The 17,148-nt window shown below is 70.3% G+C and carries 15 protein-coding genes; 13 read left to right on the plus strand and 2 right to left on the minus strand.

Annotation, left to right across the window (positions count from 1 at the left end; genetic code table 11):
* Window positions 1-61: 61 nt before the first annotated feature.
* The 10 genes from FCI23_RS10185 (at window position 62) to mutM (ending at window position 10,458) form a co-directional block, all read left to right on the plus strand.
* On the plus strand, window positions 62-1,690 hold the full coding sequence (locus FCI23_RS10185; protein WP_136723154.1) for a DAK2 domain-containing protein: 1,629 nt from the start codon (window positions 62-64) through the stop codon (window positions 1,688-1,690).
* Window positions 1,691-1,727: 37 nt separating this feature from the next.
* On the plus strand, window positions 1,728-4,958 hold the full coding sequence (locus FCI23_RS10190; protein WP_136723155.1) for a helicase-related protein: 3,231 nt from the start codon (window positions 1,728-1,730) through the stop codon (window positions 4,956-4,958).
* Window positions 4,959-5,034: 76 nt separating this feature from the next.
* Entirely contained in the window at window positions 5,035-5,553 is a 519-nt protein-coding gene (locus FCI23_RS10195) for a hypothetical protein (protein WP_136723156.1), read from the plus strand.
* Window positions 5,554-5,626: 73 nt separating this feature from the next.
* Complete coding sequence (rsmD, locus tag FCI23_RS10200; RefSeq protein ID WP_136723279.1) at window positions 5,627-6,208, plus strand: 16S rRNA (guanine(966)-N(2))-methyltransferase RsmD; 582 nt, start codon at window positions 5,627-5,629, stop codon at window positions 6,206-6,208.
* A gap of 26 nt (window positions 6,209-6,234) precedes the next feature.
* On the plus strand, window positions 6,235-6,714 hold the full coding sequence (gene coaD / locus FCI23_RS10205; RefSeq protein ID WP_211265269.1) for a pantetheine-phosphate adenylyltransferase: 480 nt from the start codon (window positions 6,235-6,237) through the stop codon (window positions 6,712-6,714).
* A 9-nt stretch (window positions 6,715-6,723) separates the two neighbouring features.
* Complete coding sequence (locus tag FCI23_RS10210; protein WP_136723158.1) at window positions 6,724-7,782, plus strand: DivIVA domain-containing protein; 1,059 nt, start codon at window positions 6,724-6,726, stop codon at window positions 7,780-7,782.
* A gap of 210 nt (window positions 7,783-7,992) precedes the next feature.
* Window positions 7,993-8,529 (plus strand): YceD family protein, encoded by a 537-nt coding sequence (locus FCI23_RS10215; protein ID WP_246143614.1) that lies wholly within the window; start codon window positions 7,993-7,995, stop codon window positions 8,527-8,529.
* A 2-nt stretch (window positions 8,530-8,531) separates the two neighbouring features.
* Window positions 8,532-8,705 carry a 50S ribosomal protein L32 gene (rpmF, locus tag FCI23_RS10220; RefSeq protein ID WP_073491177.1) on the plus strand — a complete coding sequence of 58 codons (174 nt, stop codon included), beginning with the start codon at window positions 8,532-8,534 and terminating at the stop codon, window positions 8,703-8,705.
* Between the two features lie 19 nt (window positions 8,706-8,724).
* Window positions 8,725-9,510 (plus strand): ribonuclease III, encoded by a 786-nt coding sequence (gene rnc / locus FCI23_RS10225; RefSeq protein ID WP_136723160.1) that lies wholly within the window; start codon window positions 8,725-8,727, stop codon window positions 9,508-9,510.
* 81 nt (window positions 9,511-9,591) lie between these two features.
* Window positions 9,592-10,458, plus strand: coding sequence for a bifunctional DNA-formamidopyrimidine glycosylase/DNA-(apurinic or apyrimidinic site) lyase (gene mutM, locus FCI23_RS10230; protein ID WP_136723161.1), 867 nt, complete (start codon window positions 9,592-9,594; stop codon window positions 10,456-10,458).
* A 14-nt stretch (window positions 10,459-10,472) separates the two neighbouring features.
* On the opposite strand, the gene FCI23_RS10235 is transcribed toward mutM, so the two are convergent.
* Window positions 10,473-10,847, minus strand: coding sequence for a winged helix-turn-helix transcriptional regulator (locus FCI23_RS10235; protein ID WP_136723162.1), 375 nt, complete (start codon window positions 10,845-10,847; stop codon window positions 10,473-10,475).
* A 246-nt stretch (window positions 10,848-11,093) separates the two neighbouring features.
* A complete protein-coding gene (locus FCI23_RS10240; protein WP_246143615.1) occupies window positions 11,094-11,864 on the minus strand; it encodes a CAP domain-containing protein in 771 nt (256 codons plus the stop codon).
* Window positions 11,865-12,121: 257 nt separating this feature from the next.
* Here FCI23_RS10240 and FCI23_RS10245 point away from each other — a divergent pair, with 257 nt between their 5' ends.
* The 3 genes from FCI23_RS10245 to FCI23_RS10255 all read left to right on the plus strand — a co-directional run bounded on the left by FCI23_RS10245 (window position 12,122) and on the right by FCI23_RS10255 (window position 17,077).
* Window positions 12,122-12,403 (plus strand): acylphosphatase, encoded by a 282-nt coding sequence (locus FCI23_RS10245; RefSeq protein WP_136723164.1) that lies wholly within the window; start codon window positions 12,122-12,124, stop codon window positions 12,401-12,403.
* 363 nt (window positions 12,404-12,766) lie between these two features.
* Window positions 12,767-12,970 carry a hypothetical protein gene (locus tag FCI23_RS10250; RefSeq protein WP_136723165.1) on the plus strand — a complete coding sequence of 68 codons (204 nt, stop codon included), beginning with the start codon at window positions 12,767-12,769 and terminating at the stop codon, window positions 12,968-12,970.
* 171 nt (window positions 12,971-13,141) lie between these two features.
* Window positions 13,142-17,077, plus strand: coding sequence for an AAA family ATPase (locus FCI23_RS10255; protein WP_136723166.1), 3,936 nt, complete (start codon window positions 13,142-13,144; stop codon window positions 17,075-17,077).
* The last annotated feature ends 71 nt before the right edge of the window (window positions 17,078-17,148 follow it).

A 17,148-nucleotide genomic window follows, 5' to 3' on the forward strand; every position in this document is an offset into this window, starting at 1 on the left:
GACCGCTGAGCTTCCAGGGATAGCCTTCCCGCATCGTCGCCGGTCCGAGGAGGAACCCCAGTTGCCGCAAACGCTGGACGCCGACGCGGTACGCGCCTGGTGCCGGCTGGCCCTGCAGGCACTCGGCCGGGCCCGCGAGGAGATCGACGCGATCAACGTCTACCCCGTCGCGGACGGGGACACCGGCACCAACCTCTATCTGACCGTCGAGTCCGCCGCCGAGTCCGTCGACGCGGTCCTCGACGCTCACGGCGACAGAACGCAGGCCCTGCGGGCGATGGCCCACGGCGCGCTCATAGGAGCTCGCGGCAACTCCGGCACAATCCTGGCGCAGCTGCTGCGCGGCATGAGCGAGATCCTCGCCGACACGCCCGGCCCCGACGAAGCGCGGCAATTGCGCCGGGCGTTCCGGCGGGCCTGCGAGTCCGCGTACCAGGCGGTGGCGCATCCCGTGGAGGGCACCATGCTCACCGTCGCCCGGGCGGCGGCCGACGCGGCCGCGGGCGGCGAGGCGGCCGCGGTCGCCCGGTCCGCCTACGAAGCCGCCCGCAAGGCGCTCGCGGCGACGCCGGGCCAGCTCGACGTCCTCGGCGACGCCGGAGTCGTGGACGCCGGAGGGCGCGGCCTGGTGGCCGTCCTCGGCGCCCTCGCCGACGCCCTCGCCGGAGTCGTGCCCCCGGTCCGGCTCACCGACCCCGGCCGTACGGCGCCGCCGGTCCCGTACGGCTGCGGGCCCGGCCGCGACGGCACCGACCCGCACGTCGTGCCCGGCGGCCCCGGCTACGAGGTGATCTACCTCCTGGAGGCGGCGGACTCCGCCGTCACCGCACTGCGGGCCCGGCTGGACGGCCTGGGCGACTCACTGGTCGTCGTCGGCGGCGACGGTCTGTGGAACGTACACATCCATGTCGACGACGTCGGCGCCGCCATCGAGGCCGGCGTCGAGGCCGGCCGCCCCTACCGGATCAAGGTCACGCACTTCGGCGACCAGGCCCGTGCGTCTGCCTCCGGCGGCCCGGCCGAACGCGTCCTGCGCGCCGTTGTCGCCGTCGTACGCGGCGACGGGCTCGCCGCCCTCTGCGCCCAGGCCGGCGCCACCGTCGTCACCGTCCGCCCCGGCGACCCGCCCGCCGCCGCCGAGATCGCCGAGGCCATCCGCCGCGCCCACGCCCGCGAGGTCGTCCTCCTCCCCAACGACGCCGAGCTCCGCCGCGCGGTCGCCGACGCCGCCGACCAGGCCCGCGCCGAGGGCGTCCGGGTGGCCCTCATCCCCACCCGCTCCGCCGTCCAGGGCATCGCCGCCCTCGCCGTCCACGAGCCCTCCCGCCGCTTCGACGAGGACGTCGTCGCCATGACGTCGGCCGCCGGCGCCACCCGTTACGCCGAGGTCGTGGTGGCTGAGCACCAGTCCTGGACCATGGCCGGCGTCTGCCAGGCCGGCGACGTCCTCGGCCTCATCGACGGCGACGTCGCCGTCATCGGCGGCAACCTCGTCGAGACCGGCACCATCGTCCTCGACCGCATGCTCGCCGCCGGCGGCGAAATGGCCACCCTCGTGCTGGGCGCCGGCGCCCCGCCCGACCTCGCCGACCGCCTGGAGACCCACGTCCGCGACAGCCACCTCGCGGTTGACACCGTCGTCTACGACGGCGGCCAACAGACCTGCCCCCTCCTCATAGGCGTCGAATAGGACCGCATGTCAGTGCCGTGCGCAAAGATGGACGGCGATGTCTGCTGCCTTGGATGAGAACCTCCGCAAGGTGGTCGGCGACCGCACCGCGAAAGCGCTCGCCGACCACCTTGACCTGCACACGGTCGGCGACCTGCTGCACCACTATCCGCGCCGGTACGCGGAACGCGGTGAGCTGACCCGACTGGCCGACCTGCCGTTGGACGAGCACGTGACCGTCGTGGCCCAGGTCGCGAAGGCGACCAAGCTCACGGCCAGGAGCGGCGGCGTCCGCGTCGAGGCCGTCGTCACCGACGGAAGCGGCTCGCTGACGCTGGTGTTCTTCGGGCGCGGGCCCGCGAACCACCACATCAACCAGCTGATCCCGGGGCGGCGAGGAATGTTCGCCGGCAAGGTGGGGGTGTTCAACCACAAGCTGCAGCTGGCGCACCCCGAGTACAAGCTGCTGGACGCGGAGGACGGCGCGGACGCCGTCGACGCGTTCGCGAACCGGCTGATCCCGCTCTATCCGGCGTGCAAGCAGGTGACGTCCTGGACGATCGCCCAGTGCGTGGAGATGGCTCTCGACTCGCTGAACGCCACCAGCTGGGTCGGGGTCGGCGAGCCGCTGCCCGCCGGGCTGCGCGAGGCCCGCGGGCTCGCTCCCCTTCCCGAGGCACTGGAGAAGGTCCACCGGCCGCGCACCAAGGCCGACCTCGCCGCCGCCCGGGACCGGCTGAAGTGGGACGAGGCGTACGTCCTGCAGGTCGCGCTGGCCCGCCGCCGCGCCGCGGACTCCGCGCTGCCCGCCGTGCCTCGCGTACCAAGCCCGGAGGGGCTGCTGGCGGACTTCGACGGCAGGCTGCCGTTCACGCTCACCGAGGGCCAGCTCAAGGTGTCGGCGGAGATCTTCGGCGACCTGGCGACGGAGCATCCGATGCACCGCCTGCTGCAGGGCGAGGTGGGCTCGGGCAAGGCGCAGCCTCTCGATTCCCTGGTCCTTACGCCACAGGGTTTCCGGCGTATGGGCGACATCGCCGTCGGCGACGAAGTTGTTGTTCCCACGGGCGAGCTGGCGACCGTGGACGGCGTCTTCCCTCAGGGCGAGCGCGATGTGTGGCGCATTGTCCAGTCGGACGGCACCTCCGTGGAGTGCGACGACGATCACCTGTGGATCGTGGCCACGAGTTGCGCGTGGCATCGCGGCGACGCACCGAAGGTAATGACAACGCGCGAGATCCGGATGGACACGTTCAAGGCGAATGGCTCGCCGAAGTGGTACATCCCTCCAGCCGCGCCAGTTGATCTCGAAGACGGTGTCGATCTGCCAATTGAGCCGTACTTGTTCGGACTTCTCCTGGGTGACGGTTCATTCAGGCACAATCTGCGTCTGTCCAGTGCCGATGAGGAGATCGTTGAATCGGCGCGGAACGTTCTGCCGCCAGGCCTGGACATCGTTCCGGTCCCTGGATCGCGATGTGACTACACGATCCGGATGACCGGGCCTCGTGGGGGGAAACGCACAAATCCCGTCATCCGGGCGCTGCGGGAACTTGATCTGTGGGGTGCCGGGTCCCACGGGAAGTTCATCCCAACGATGTACTTGAACGCGACCATCAAGGACCGATTGGCGCTCGTGCAGGGACTGATGGACACCGACGGGACAGTCGACGCGAATGGCATGAGCATTTCCTTCTGCTCGGCGTCGCGCCCGCTGGCAGAGGACGTGGCTTGGCTCGTGCGCTCCCTCGGCGGCAGGGCGCGGGTGTTGCCCAAGAAGGCGGCCTACAACGTGTCCGTAGCCCTGCCAGGCGAATACGTGCCCTTTAAGCTGGCACGTAAGGCTGTCAGGCTGCGCGATCGACCGAAGTACAACACCTATCGGCGCGGTATCCGCGCGGTGGAGTACGTGGGGCGTAAACCGGTCCAGTGCATCAGCGTGGCCCACCCGAGTCATGCTTATGTGACCGATCACTTCACAGTGACGCATAACACGATGGTCGCCCTGCGGGCGATGCTCGGCGTCGTCGACGCGGGCGGCCAGGCGGCGATGCTGGCGCCGACCGAGGTGCTCGCACAGCAGCACCACCGGTCGATCACGGAGATGATGGGCGAGCTGGCCCAGGGCGGGATGCTGGGCGGCGCCGAACACGGCACGAAGGTCGTGCTGCTCACGGGGTCGATGGGCACGGCCGCCCGCCGTCAGGCGCTGCTCGACATGGTCACCGGGGAGGCCGGGATCGTGGTGGGCACGCATGCGCTGATCGAGGACAAGGTGCGGTTCCATGATCTGGGCCTGGTCGTCGTCGACGAGCAGCACCGCTTCGGGGTGGAACAGCGGGACGCACTGCGGGGCAAGGGCAAGCAGCCGCCGCATCTGCTGGTGATGACGGCGACGCCGATCCCGCGCACGGTCGCGATGACGGTCTTCGGCGACCTGGAGACCTCTGTGCTGGACCAGCTGCCTGCCGGGCGCTCGCCGATCGCCACGCATGTCGTCCCGGCGAAGGACAAGCCGCACTTCCTGTCCAGAGCATGGGAGCGGGTGCGCGAGGAGGTGGAGGGCGGCCACCAGGCGTATGTGGTCTGCCCGCGGATCGGCGACGAGGAGCCGGACCCGAAAAAGAAGAAGCGGGAGGAAGACGTGGCAGACGAGGGGGATGACGCGGAGCGCCGGCCGCCGCTCGCGGTCGTGGACATCGCCGAGCAGCTGGTGAAGGGGCCGCTGGCCGGCCTGCGCGTCGAAGTGTTGCACGGCCGTATGCCGCCGGAGGCGAAGGACGATGTGATGCGCCGCTTCGGCGCGGGGGAGGTGGACGTCCTGGTGGCGACCACGGTGATCGAGGTCGGGGTCAATGTCCCGAACGCCACCGCGATGGTGATCATGGACGCGGACCGGTTCGGCGTGTCGCAGCTGCACCAGCTGCGCGGCCGGGTCGGCCGTGGCCCCGCGCCGGGCCTGTGCCTGCTCGTCAGCGAGATGCCCGAGGCGAGCCAGGCCCGGGCCCGGCTCGCCTCGGTGGCGGCGACCTTGGACGGTTTCGAGCTGTCGCGGATCGACCTGGAGCAGCGCCGGGAGGGCGATGTGCTGGGCCAGGCGCAGTCCGGCACGCGCTCGTCGCTGCGGATGCTGGCCGTGATCGATGACGAGGACGTGATCACCGCCGCCCGCGAGGAGGCCACCGCGCTGGTCGCCGCCGATCCCGAGCTGACCGGGCACCCGGATCTGCGCAGCGCGCTTGAGAGCCTGCTCGACGCCGAGCGCGAGGAATATCTCGACAAGGGCTGACGGAGCGTCATTGTCAGACCCCCCTGGGAGAATAAGAACCAGTCCAAGCCGAGTTGGACCATTGGGGGCTGAATTCATGTCGTTCCGCCACATCAACGAACTGCCGCTTGGCGAGAAGATCTTCCGGATCGAGCTCGCCAGCGACGACGACACCCATGTGACCCTGTCCCTCTCCGGATGGAGCGAGACCAACCCCGAAACCGTCCTCGCCGAGGGCAGTCTGCGGCTGCCCATGGCCGATGTCCCGTCGCTGCGGATCGCACTCAACCGCGCGCTGCGCGCCCTCGCCCTCGTCGCCGACGTCGCCGAGCCCATCCCCGACCGTGATGTGCTGCGCGAGCTGTTCCCGGGCCACGGCGCGCCCTGGGTGCCGCAGCACGAGGAGGAGCTGCTCCGCCGGTTCCATGGCTCCGAGACCATCGCCCGGATAGCCGCCCGCTTCGGCCGTACGCCGGATTCCGTACGCACCAAGCTCCGTGAGCTCGGCCATGACCCGCGCCGCCCCGAGTACTGCCCGCCCGACGGCTGTCTGTCGTGGTCGCGCTACGTCTCGCCCGCGTTGGTGGGGGCAGTGGACGAGCCGGGCCAGGACTGACCTACGTATCGTGGGGGGGGGGCGGCGCGGGGGGCCCCCCCACCCCCACGATGCCGAGGACGTGACCCTAGAGATGACCCGCGTGATCGCCGGAGCCGCCGGTGGCCGCCACCTGGCCGTACCGCCCGGGCAGGGGACCAGGCCGACTTCGGGCCGGGCGAAGGAGGGGCTGTTCTCCACCTGGGAGTCGCTGCGCGGCACCCTGCTCGGGGCGCGGGTCATTGACCTGTACGGAGGATCGGGCGCGGTCGGCCTGGAGGCGCTCTCGCGCGGCGCGGAGCATGTCCTGCTGGTCGAGGCGGAGCCGCGCGCCGCCCGCACCATCCGGGAGAATGTGAAGGCGATCGGCCTGCCGGGCGCCGAGGTCCGGGCCGGCCAGGCCGAGAAGGTCATCGCCGGTCCGCCGCCCGCGCTCCCGTATGACCTGGTCTTTCTCGACCCGCCGTACGCTGTCTCCGACGACGAGCTGCGGGAGATTCTGATCACACTCCGGACGCAGGGGTGGCTCCATGCCGAAGCGATTGCGACGGTGGAGCGGAGCACCCGGGGCGGAGAGTTCCGCTGGCCCGGGGGGTTCGAAGCAGTGAGGGCCCGCCGCTACGGCGAGGGGACGTTTTGGTACGGTCGCGCCGCCCAAGTCACTGACGCGTCATGACCAGACCGGAGAGCGAGGAGTCACTCTTGCGCCGCGCAGTCTGTCCGGGGTCCTTCGACCCCATCACCAATGGACATCTCGACATCATCGCCCGCGCCTCCCGGCTGTACGACGTCGTGCATGTCGCAGTGATGATCAACAAGTCCAAGCAGGGCCTCTTCTCGGTCGAGGAGCGCATCGCCCTGATCGAGGAAGTCACCGCCGAGTTCGGCAATGTGCAGGTCGAGGCCTTCCATGGTCTGCTGGTCGACTTCTGCAAGCAGCGGGACATCCCCGCCATCGTCAAGGGTCTCCGCGCGGTCAGCGACTTCGACTACGAGTTGCAGATGGCCCAGATGAACATCGGGCTCTCCGGCGTCGAGACCCTCTTCGTCCCGACCAACCCCACCTACAGCTTCCTCTCCTCCAGCCTGGTCAAGGAAGTCGCCCAATGGGGCGGTGACATCTCGCACTTGGTGCCGCCAAGGGTCCTGGATGCCCTCAATGGCAAGCTCGGGCAGCGCTAGAGTCTGCTTGTGGACGTCCAGAAGAAGCTCGATGAGATCGTCTCCGCCCTACAGGCCGCCCGGTCAATGCCGATGTCGGCCTCCTGTGTGGTCAACCGCGCCGAGCTGCTCGCCAAGCTCGACGAGGTGAGAGCCGCGCTCCCTGACTCCCTCTCCCAGGCTCAGGCGCTGCTCGGCGGCCGTGACCAGATGGTCGAGGAGGCCCGTGCCGAGGCGGACCGCATCATCGAGTCCGCCCACGCCGAGCGTGGCTCGCTGATCTCGGACACCCAGATCGCCCGGCAGTCCCAGGATGAGGCCGAGCGCATCCTCGGCGAGGCCAGGCGCGAGGCCGAGGAGATCCGGGCCGAGGCCGACGACTACGTCGACTCCAAGCTCGCCAACTTCGAGGTCGTCCTCACCAAGACCATCGGGTCCGTCGACCGCGGCCGCGAGAAGCTGCTCGGCCACGGTTCCGGTCTCGACGAGCAGGGTTACGAGGACGCCGACGCCCCCGAGCGTTCCACCGACCCCGAGACCCTGCGCCGCCGCGCCGACTCCTACGTCGACGCCAAGCTCGGCGCCTTCGAGGCCGTCCTCAGCAAGACGCTGGAGGCTGTCGGCCGCGGCCGTCTCAAGCTCACCGGCCACAGCGCCAGCGACGAGCTGGGCGCGCACATGGCGGCACAGGACGCCGTGGCGCTCTCCGTCCCCGTGGACCAGACCGACGCCGAGTACCTCGCCGGACTGGCCGCCCCGGCCCAGCCGGTGGACTACCAGTACGACCCCGCCTCCGCCCCGGCCTACGGCTACCAGCCGGACCCGTACCAGCAGCAGCCCCAGGCCGAGCCCCAGCCCCAGTACAGCGCGGACCCGTACGCGGCCCAGCAGGGCTACTACCAGGAGCAGCCCGCCTACGACCCGGGCTACGGCTATCAGCAGCAGCCCGGCTACGATCAGCAGCAGATCCAGCAGCAGCCGCAGCAGCAGGGCTACGCCCAGCAGTCCGGTGCCCTCGACGAGACCAGCTTCTTCGACACCGGCCTGATCGACCTGGACCGCCTCCGCGAGCTGGAACAAGGCCGGTGAGCGCCTGCCGGGGGCGCACGGTTTGGGCCAGTGGCAGCGGACCGGTATCCTGATTCCTCAGCCGTGTGACTTGCCGGCACTTTGGCGTGCCCGCCCCGCAGGGGCGACCGCAGGCCGTACCGATGAAAGCAGGAAGCCCTGAACACCCGCCTCGACCACCGCGACCCGCTCGTGTTCGACACGCATGAGCTGGGTCGTCGTCCTGGTTCGATGCGGAAGGTCTCCCGCTCTGTGCCGGCGCCCAAGGACCTCGGCATCGAGGTGATCGGCGTCCCCGAGGGCGCCGAGATCCGGCTGGACCTCCGCCTGGAGGCGGTGATGGAGGGGGTACTCGTCTCGGGTACCGCCCGAGCGCCGCTCACGGGGGAGTGCGTAAGGTGTCTGGAGCCGATCGAGCGCAAGCTCGACACGGACTTCCAGGAGATGTACTCCTACCCTGACGCCGACGACCGGACCGGTGGCCACCGAGCCGCCGAAGCCGGTGACGACGCCGAGGAGGAGGACACTCTCCACCTCGAGGGCGACTTGTTCGACCTCGAACCCGTGCTGCGGGACGCGGTGGTGCTCGCACTGCCGTTGCAGCCGGTGTGCCAGGACGACTGTCCGGGCCTGTGCTCCGAGTGTGGAGAGCGGCTCGCGGACGACCCGGACCACCACCATGAGGCCACCGACATCCGTTGGGCGGCCCTGCAGGAATTTCAGCAGAGCGGTGCCGGGACCGGCACCACCGAGAACCAGGAGAAGTAGCCGTGGCTGTTCCGAAGCGGAAGATGTCGCGCAGCAACACGCGCCACCGCCGGTCGCAGTGGAAGGCTGCGGTCCCCAACCTGGTGGCGTGCGAGCGCTGCCACGAGCCGAAGCTGCAGCACATCGCGTGCCCGAGCTGCGGCACGTACAACAAGCGTCAGGTCCTCGAGGTCTGATCGGCGGGTGAGAGGCTCCATGTCAGACGTCGACACGTCTGCCGAATCCCCGGATCCAGCCTCATCCTCCACGCTTCTGGAAGGGCGGCTCGGGTATGTACTCGAGCCCGCCCTTCTGGTGCGTGCGCTGACCCATCGCTCGTACGCGTACGAAAACGGCGGTCTGCCCACCAACGAACGGCTGGAGTTCCTGGGGGACTCCGTACTGGGCCTGGTGGTCACGGACACGCTCTACCGCACCCACCCGGATCTTCCGGAGGGCCAGCTCGCCAAGCTGCGGGCCGCGGTGGTCAACTCGCGTGCGCTGGCCGGGGTGAGCCGTGGTCTCGACCTCGGCAGCTTCATCCGGCTCGGCCGGGGCGAAGAGGGTACCGGCGGCAGGGACAAGGCTTCGATCCTCGCGGACACTCTCGAAGCGGTCATCGGTGCGGTCTATCTGGACCAGGGTCTGGACGCCGCGTCCCAGCTGGTGCACCGGCTCTTCGACCCGCTGATCGAGAAGTCCTCCAATCTCGGTGCGGGCCTGGACTGGAAGACCAGCCTCCAGGAACTGACCGCCAGCGAGGGCCTGGGCGTGCCCGAGTACGTGGTCGCCGAGTCCGGACCGGATCACGAGAAGACCTTCACGGCTGCTGCCCGCGTCGGTGGTGTCGAGTACGGCGCCGGCACCGGCCGCAGCAAGAAGGAAGCGGAACAGCAGGCGGCCGAGGCCGCATGGCGTGCGATCTGCGACAAGCGCGACGGCACCGGCCCCGGCGATGAGCCGCCGTCCGCGAACGGCTCCGCCCCGCCCCCAGCCGCGTAGGCCCGACACCTCGTCGCCTACCGCAGGTTCGAAATCTGCGGTAGGCGACGAGGTGTCGGCTTTCCCCGGAGGATCCCCCTCATGCCAGAACTGCCCGAGGTCGAAGTCGTCCGGCGCGGTCTCGAACGCTGGGTCAGCGGCCGCACCGTCGACAGCGTCGACGTACTGCACCCGCGGGCGGTACGCCGCCACCTCGGCGGCGCCGCCGACTTCGCCGACCGGCTGAAGGGCCGGACCATCGGCCCGGCCCGCCGTCGCGGCAAGTATCTCTGGCTGCCGCTCGACGCGGCAGGCTCCCTGCTGGGGCACCTTGGCATGAGCGGTCAGCTGCTCGTCCAGCCGGGCACCGCCCCCGATGAGGCCCACCTGCGGATCCGCGTCCGCTTCGCCGACGACCTCGGCACCGAGCTGCGCTTTGTGGACCAGCGGACCTTCGGCGGACTGTCGGTTCACGAGTCCGGCCCCGACGGGTTGCCGATACCCCTCGCTCACATCGCACTGGACCCCCTCGACCCGGCCTTCGACGAAGCCGGGTTTCATGCTGCCCTGCGCCGCCGCCGTACGACGATCAAGCGCGCCCTGCTCGACCAGTCGCTGATCAGCGGGGTGGGCAACATTTACGCGGACGAGGCGCTGTGGCGGACGAAGCTGCACTACGAGCGCCCGACGGCCACCCTGAGCCGGCCCCGTACAGCCGAGCTGGTGACCCACATCCGCGAGGTGATGGGCGACGCGCTGGCCGCCGGGGGCACCAGCTTCGACAGCCTGTATGTGAACGTCAACGGCGAATCAGGCTACTTCGACCGCTCGTTGGACGCCTACGGTCGCGCCGACGAGCCGTGCCGGCGTTGCGGCACCCCGATCCGGCGCCGCCCGTGGATGAACCGGTCGAGCTATTTCTGCCCGCGCTGTCAGCGCCCACCACATGCCCCGGCCGTCTTGCCTTAGGGCCTGTCTGGTCGTCAGTGCCGCTGGTCATAGCGCTGTTGCGCGGCCAGCACCTCCGGCATACGGCCCTCGACAAACTCGATCAGCGCGAGCAGCCGCTCGGCGGTGTCCCCGCCGAGCGGAGTGAGGCTGTAGTCGACCCGGGGCGGATTGGTCGGCTGGGCCTCGCGGTGGACGAGGCCGTCACGCTCCAGGGCGTGCAGCGTCTGGGAGAGCATCTTCTCGCTGACGCCGTCGATGCGACGGCGCAGTTCGTTGAAGCGCAGCGGCTTCTCACGAAGGGCGCCCAGAGCGAGGCTGCCCCAGCGCCCGGTGACGTGCTCAAGCGTGGAGCGCGACGGGCATGTGCGGGTGAAGACGTCGAACGCCTCGCGGGGAGAGGTCTCCATGCGGTAGAGCGTACCCCGGGACAGCACAAACCATCAGAGTGCGCTGTCCAGAAGTTAGCGCTCGCGCCATCGTAAGGGCCTTAGAGGCCGCGCGAATAGGTGGGGCGGGTGAAGGAGCGGGGCGAGGGGCAAGTCTGGCAAGGCGGAGGAGGGAGGCGACGCGGAGCGTCGTTGACCGACGACAACGCCGCCAGGCGCCGCCCATCGGCACGCGACGCCGCCCCACCTATTCGCGCGGCCTCTTACTCAGTAGCCGAAGTCCTGCGTCCACCAGGGGCCGCCGGTCCCGAAGTACGCGCCGACCCCGAGTGTCTTGAAGTCGCAGTTGAGGATGTTGGCACGGTGGCCAGGGCTGTTCATCCAGGCATCCATGACCGCGGCGGCGTCGGCCTGGCCGCGGGCGATGTTCTCGCCGCCGAGATTGGTTATGCCGGCCAGTTTGGCCCGCTCCCAGGGGTCGTCGCCGTCCGGGTCGGTGTGGTCGAAGAAGTTCCGTTGGGCCATGTCCTTGGTGAAGTCCTCGGCCAGCTTGGCGAGAGGCTGGTCCATGACCAGCGGCGAGCAGCCGATCTTGGCGCGCTCCACGTTGACCAGGGTCAGCACCTGGCCCTCGGGCGAGGTGTCGGCCGTGGCGGGCTGCGACGCGCTGGCCGACGGCGTTGCGGAGGGGGAGGGTGCGGTGGTCGTCGCGGAGGCGCTGCTGCTCGGTGCGGTTGTCGGCGGTGCGGAGGGCGTCGCCGACGCGGGCGCGGGCGCGGGCACGGGCGGCCTGGATGCCGGGGGAGTGGTAATCGGGGCACTGGAGGGGGCTTCGCCCTGGCTCGCCGGGGCGGAGGTGCGTTCCTGGGGGCTCAGATCGGAGCCGCCCGTGGGGCTGGCGCTTGTCGCGTTGCCCGCCTGGGCCTGGCTGATACTGCCGTCGTCCTGGAAGGAGAAGCCGCCCGATCCGTTGGGCGTGGGCAGCAGTCCGGCGGACACCGCCACCGCGCTCACCGCCACTGCCGCCCCGGTGGCCATTAGCCCGGTCTTGACAGGTTTGCGCCTCTTCCGGCGGCTGACGGTACCCGTGGTACCCCGACGGCCTTGCTCAGCCACCATGACCATGGGCTGGGGGGCAGTACGTGAATGGCGACCCATCCGGCGCTGTCCTTACGGTCGTCGAGCTCACCCGACCGGATGAGTCCGGACGGGTGAGTACTGTCGTGGCGCGACTGTATCGAATGCAAGGGGTGACGTGTGAGGATCAAATGAAAGTAACCCGATAGCGTGCAGTTATGAACGATAATGTCCGGCTCACCGCCTGGGTTCGCGGCCGGGTCCAAGGAGTGGGCTTCCGCTGGTGGACCCGTGCCACCGCGCTGGAGATCGGTGGTCTCGGCGGCTACGCCGGCAATCTGGAGGACGGCCGGGTGCAGATCGTCGCCGAGGGCGACCGCGAGCGCTGCGAGCGACTGCTGGATTGGCTGCGCACGGGCGACACGCCCGGCCGCGTCGACGGAGTCACCGAAATCTGGGGCGTCTCGCGCGGCGGCTACCGCGGCTTCGAACTCCGGTGACCCGGCGCTCCGGGGCATACCCGGGGCAACTGCCGGAAGCTAGGTCTGGACAGGCGGTTGCCAATTCGGGAACGTCGTGCAAGGCTGCCGACATCGAGGATTCAGTGATCTTTCCGGAGCCTGCCTCGAAGCAGTGAGGGACACCCCGGCGCCGTTCGGCGTCGCGATTTCTTAGGTGGGCCCGGCGGTCGGGCTGTGATCGTGTTGACCGTAAAACCATTTGGTGAGACGCTGGAAGCCCCGCGCACCGTAGTTGTATGGCGACCAAACGGCAGCTTCGGCGTATAGCGGCGCGGGTGCGAAAACCCTCACTCACGACCCATACCGCTCCGGTCGGTCACTCATTGTGGAGGACCATCCATCATGGCAAAGGCGCTTCTCGGTTACGTCGGCGGCCCCGACCCGCGACTCCTCTCCGAGATGCGAAGGCTTCAGCAGCGCGTTCAGGACCTGGAATCCGAGCTCGTACGGATCCAGGCCCAGAACGACGCGATGGCTGCGGCGTCGCACGCAGAGTCGCTGCTCAGCAGCATCGACGTACCTCACGCGGAGCCCGTGCTCGCTTGATCCGGCGTCATTGCCGGCCAAGAGGGAACGACACCGTTTGAGATTTTTTCAAGGGACGCTCCGGCGTCCCTTCGTCGTATGCCTACCGTGGTTCGAACCCCACCTCTTTCCGTCTGATGTGCCCTCCCTCCTCCCCGGCGAAACCGGGAGCGGAGGGTAAAGTCCTTCGGCGTGCACCTCAAGAGCCTGACCCTGCGCGGGTTCAAGTCCTTCGCCTCGGCGACGACGCTGCGCTTCGAACCCGGCATCACCTGTGTTGTCGGTCCCAATGGCTCCGGCAAGTCCAACGTCGTGGACGCGTTGTCCTGGGTCATGGGCGAGCAGGGTGCCAAATCGCTGCGCGGCGGCAAGATGGAGGACGTCATCTTCGCCGGCACGACCGGGCGTCCGCCGCTCGGCCGCGCCGAGGTGTCACTGACGATCGACAACAGCGACGGCGTGCTGCCCATCGAGTATGCCGAGGTCACCATCACGCGGATCATGTTCCGCAACGGCGGCAGTGAGTACCAGCTCAACGGCGACACCTGCCGTCTCCTGGACATCCAGGAACTCCTGTCCGACTCCGGCATCGGCCGTGAGATGCATGTGATCGTCGGTCAGGGCCAGCTCGACTCCGTACTGCACGCCGACCCGATGGGGCGCCGGGCCTTCATCGAAGAGGCTGCGGGCGTGCTGAAGCACCGCAAGCGCAAGGAGAAAGCGCTGCGAAAACTCGACGCGATGCAGGTGAATCTCGCGCGAGTACAGGACCTCACCGGTGAGCTCCGGCGGCAGCTCAAACCGCTCGGACGGCAGGCCCAAGTGGCCAGGCGGGCAGCCGTGATCCAGGCCGATCTCCGTGACGCCCGGTTGCGGCTGCTCGCTGACGATCTTGTCACACTGCGGGAGGCCCTGCGCGCCGAAGTCGCCGACGAGGCCGCACTGAAGGAACGCCGCGACACGGTCGAGGCCGTGCTGGCCGAGACCGTCCAGCGCGAGGCGCGCCTGGAGGAGCAGGTCAGGGCCCTGTCCCCGAGACTCGCCGACGCCCAGGGCACCTGGTACGCGCTCTCGCAGCTCAAGGAGCGGGTACACGGCACGATCGGCCTCGCCGAACAGCGGGTGCGCCATGCCACCAGCCAGCCCGCCGAGGAGCGGCACGGCCGCGACCCCGAGGACATGGAGCGCGAGGCCGCCCGCATCCGCGAGCAGGAGGCCGAACTCACCGAGGCCCTCGACGCCGCCCAGCGGGCCCTCGACGACACCATCGGCCACCGCGCCGAGCTGGAACGCCGGCTCGCCGACGAGGAGCAGCGGCTCAAGGCCGCCGCCCGGGCTATCGCCGACCGCCGCGAGGGCCTTGCCCGCCTCCAGGGCCAGGTCAACGCCGCCCGCAGCCGGGCCGGGTCCGCCGAGGCCGAGATCGGCCGGCTCGCCGCCGCCCGCGACGAGGCCCGCGACCGAGCCGAATCCGCCCAGGAGGAGTACGAGGAGCTCAAGGCCCAGGTCGAAGGCCTCGACGCCGACGACTCCGAACTCGAAGCCCGCTTCGAAGCCGCCAAGCGCGACCAGGCCGATGCCGATGACGCTTTCTCCGCCGCCCGCGACGCCGCCACCTCCGCCGAACGCGACCGCGCCGCCCTTTCCGCGCGCCACGACGCCCTCGCCCTGGGCCTGCGCCGCAAGGACGGCACCGGCGCGCTGCTCGCCGCGGGCGACCGGCTCGCGGGCCTGCTCGGTCCCGCCGCCCAGCTGCTGACGGTCGCCCCCGGTCACGAGGTCCAGCTCGCCGCCGCCCTCGGAGCCGCCGCCGATGCCGTCGCCGTCTCGGGGCCGGGCGCCGCCGCGGAGGCCCTGCGCCTGCTCCGCCAGGACGACGCCGGCCGCGCGGCGCTGCTGGTCGCCTCAGGTTTGTGGGCAGGCGTTCCGCAAGGCGACGGGGGCAGCTCCCATGCGCTTGAGGCTATGGGGGAGGGTGGGCACAAACCGCCCACCGGGCCGCACCCGGCGACGAAACCAGGGGGCCCGGGGGCGGCGCCCCCGGTTCCGGGAAGGGACGGGGTGGGGGACAACCCCTCGGCCACCATCCCGCACCCGGGGGCGGCGCCGGACGTCCATGGATCCGCCTCCGTGTCCGGGGCCGCCCGGACCGCGGCGCCGACCGGCGGTTCACCGGTCCCGGCTGCCGGCGGCGATCCGGTACCGTTCCCCGCCCAGGCGGGCGAGCAGGCAGCGACCTCCTCCGTCCCGGCTGCGGCTGTGCCGCAGGCACGTGGCGCCCTGTCGTCGCCGGACCTGGCGCGGCCCGCTGCCGAACTGATGTCCGGGCCGGACGCACTGCTGCCCGCCGTGCGACGGCTGCTGCGCGACGTGGTGGTCGTGGAGACTCTCGAGGACGCGGAAGCGCTGGTCGCCGGGCACCCGCACCTCACTGCCGTCACCGCCGAGGGCGATGTGCTGTCCGCGCATTTCGCGCACGGCGGTTCGGCGGGGGCGCCGAGCCTGCTGGAGGTGCAGGCGGCGGTGGACGAGACGGCGGCGGAGCTGGAGCGGCTGGCCGTACGGTGCGAAGCCCACGCGGAGGAGCAGAGCGCGGCCAAGGAGCGGCGGGCCGGGTGCGCGCGGCTGGTGGACGAACTGGGCCAGCGGCGGAGGGCGGCGGAGAAGCAGAAGTCCGCGGTCGCCCAGCAACTGGGCCGGTTCGGCGGTCAGGCCCGTGCGGCGGCCGGGGAGGCGGAACGTACCGCCGCGGCGGTCGGCCGGGCCGAGGAGGCGCTGGCTGCCGCGATGGAGGAGGTCGAGGAGCTGTCGTACCGGCTCGGCGAGGCGGAGCAGGAGGCCGATGCCGGGGCGGAAGCGGAGCCGGACACTTCGGTTCGGGACCGGCTGGCCGCCGACGGAGCCAACGCCCGGCAGACGGAGATGGAGGCGCGGCTTCAGGTCCGTACCCACGAGGAGCGGGTCAAGGGCCTCGCCGGACGCGCCGACGGCCTGGACCGGGCGGCCCGGATGGAGCGCGAGACCCGGGCCCGGGCCGCGCGGCGCAAGGCCCGGCTGGAGTACGAGGCGGGGGTCGCGCGTGCGGTGCTGGCGGGCGCTCGCGGGCTGCTGGACTACGTAGAGGTGTCGCTGGCCCGAGCGGAGGAGGAGCGGTCGGCGGCCGAGCGGGCCAAGGCGGAGCGCGAGGCGGAGCTGTCCGAGGAACGCCGCCAGGGCCGGGAGCTCAAGGGTGAGCTGGACAAGCTCACCACCGACGTCCACAAGGGCGAGGTGCTGGGCGCCGAGAAGCGGATGCGGATCGAGCAGCTGGAGACCAAGGCGCTGGAGGAGCACGGCATGGAGCCCGCCGGACTGGTCGCGGAGTACGGCCCCGGGCAGCTCGTACCGCCGTCGCCGCCCGCCGAGGGGGAGGAGCTGCCGGAGGACCCGGAGCACCCGCGCAACCTGCCGGTCCCCTACCGCCGGGCCGAGCAGGAGAAGCGCCTGAAGACCGCGGAGAAGGCGTACCAGCAGCTGGGCAAGGTCAACCCGCTCGCTCTGGAGGAGTTCGCGGCGCTGGAGGAGCGGCACAAGTTCCTCACCGAGCAACTGGAGGACCTGCGGAAGACCCGGGCGGACCTGCTCCAGGTCGTGAAGGAGGTCGACGAGCGGGTCGAGCAGGTCTTCACGGCGGCATACCACGACACCGCCCGGCAGTTCGAGGGCGTCTTCTCACGGCTCTTCCCGGGCGGCGAGGGCCGGCTGATCCTCACCGATCCCGACTCCATGCTCACCACCGGAGTCGATGTCGAAGCCCGGCCCCCGGGCAAGAAGGTCAAGCGGCTGTCCCTCCTCTCGGGCGGCGAGCGGTCGCTGACCGCAGTGGCGCTGCTGGTCTCGATCTTCAAGGCGCGGCCCAGCCCCTTCTACGTCATGGACGAGGTCGAGGCGGCGCTGGACGACACCAACCTGCAGCGGCTGATCCGGATCATGGAGGAACTCCAGGAGAGTTCACAGCTCATCGTGATCACCCATCAGAAGCGCACGATGGAGGTCGCCGATGCCCTCTACGGCGTGTCGATGCAGGGCGACGGCGTGTCCAAGGTGATCAGCCAGCGGCTGAGGGACGGCAAGCGGCGGTCTGCCTGATTCGCTTCCCCGCAACCACTTCCCTTCAACTTGTGAACTGAATGTGGCCAGCTGCTTGATCACCTCTGTGA

The organism is Actinacidiphila oryziradicis (assembly GCF_005047355.1).
Lineage (GTDB): Bacteria > Actinomycetota > Actinomycetes > Streptomycetales > Streptomycetaceae > Actinacidiphila > Actinacidiphila oryziradicis.

What these genes read in the sequence shown, in the direction of transcription:
- FCI23_RS10190 (WP_136723155.1), top strand. Translation starts at nt 1,728, where the DNA reads ATGTCTGCTGCCTTGGATGAGAACCTCCGCAAGGTGGTCGGCGACCGC.
- FCI23_RS10240 (WP_246143615.1), bottom strand. Translation starts at nt 11,864, where the DNA reads ATGGCCACCGGGGCGGCAGTGGCGGTGAGCGCGGTGGCGGTGTCCGCC.
- rsmD (WP_136723279.1), top strand. Translation starts at nt 5,627, where the DNA reads ATGACCCGCGTGATCGCCGGAGCCGCCGGTGGCCGCCACCTGGCCGTA.
- mutM (WP_136723161.1), top strand. Translation starts at nt 9,592, where the DNA reads ATGCCAGAACTGCCCGAGGTCGAAGTCGTCCGGCGCGGTCTCGAACGC.
- rnc (WP_136723160.1), top strand. Translation starts at nt 8,725, where the DNA reads ATGTCAGACGTCGACACGTCTGCCGAATCCCCGGATCCAGCCTCATCC.
- FCI23_RS10215 (WP_246143614.1), top strand. Translation starts at nt 7,993, where the DNA reads ATGCGGAAGGTCTCCCGCTCTGTGCCGGCGCCCAAGGACCTCGGCATC.
- FCI23_RS10245 (WP_136723164.1), top strand. Translation starts at nt 12,122, where the DNA reads ATGAACGATAATGTCCGGCTCACCGCCTGGGTTCGCGGCCGGGTCCAA.
- FCI23_RS10250 (WP_136723165.1), top strand. Translation starts at nt 12,767, where the DNA reads ATGGCAAAGGCGCTTCTCGGTTACGTCGGCGGCCCCGACCCGCGACTC.
- FCI23_RS10235 (WP_136723162.1), bottom strand. Translation starts at nt 10,847, where the DNA reads ATGGAGACCTCTCCCCGCGAGGCGTTCGACGTCTTCACCCGCACATGC.
- FCI23_RS10195 (WP_136723156.1), top strand. Translation starts at nt 5,035, where the DNA reads ATGTCGTTCCGCCACATCAACGAACTGCCGCTTGGCGAGAAGATCTTC.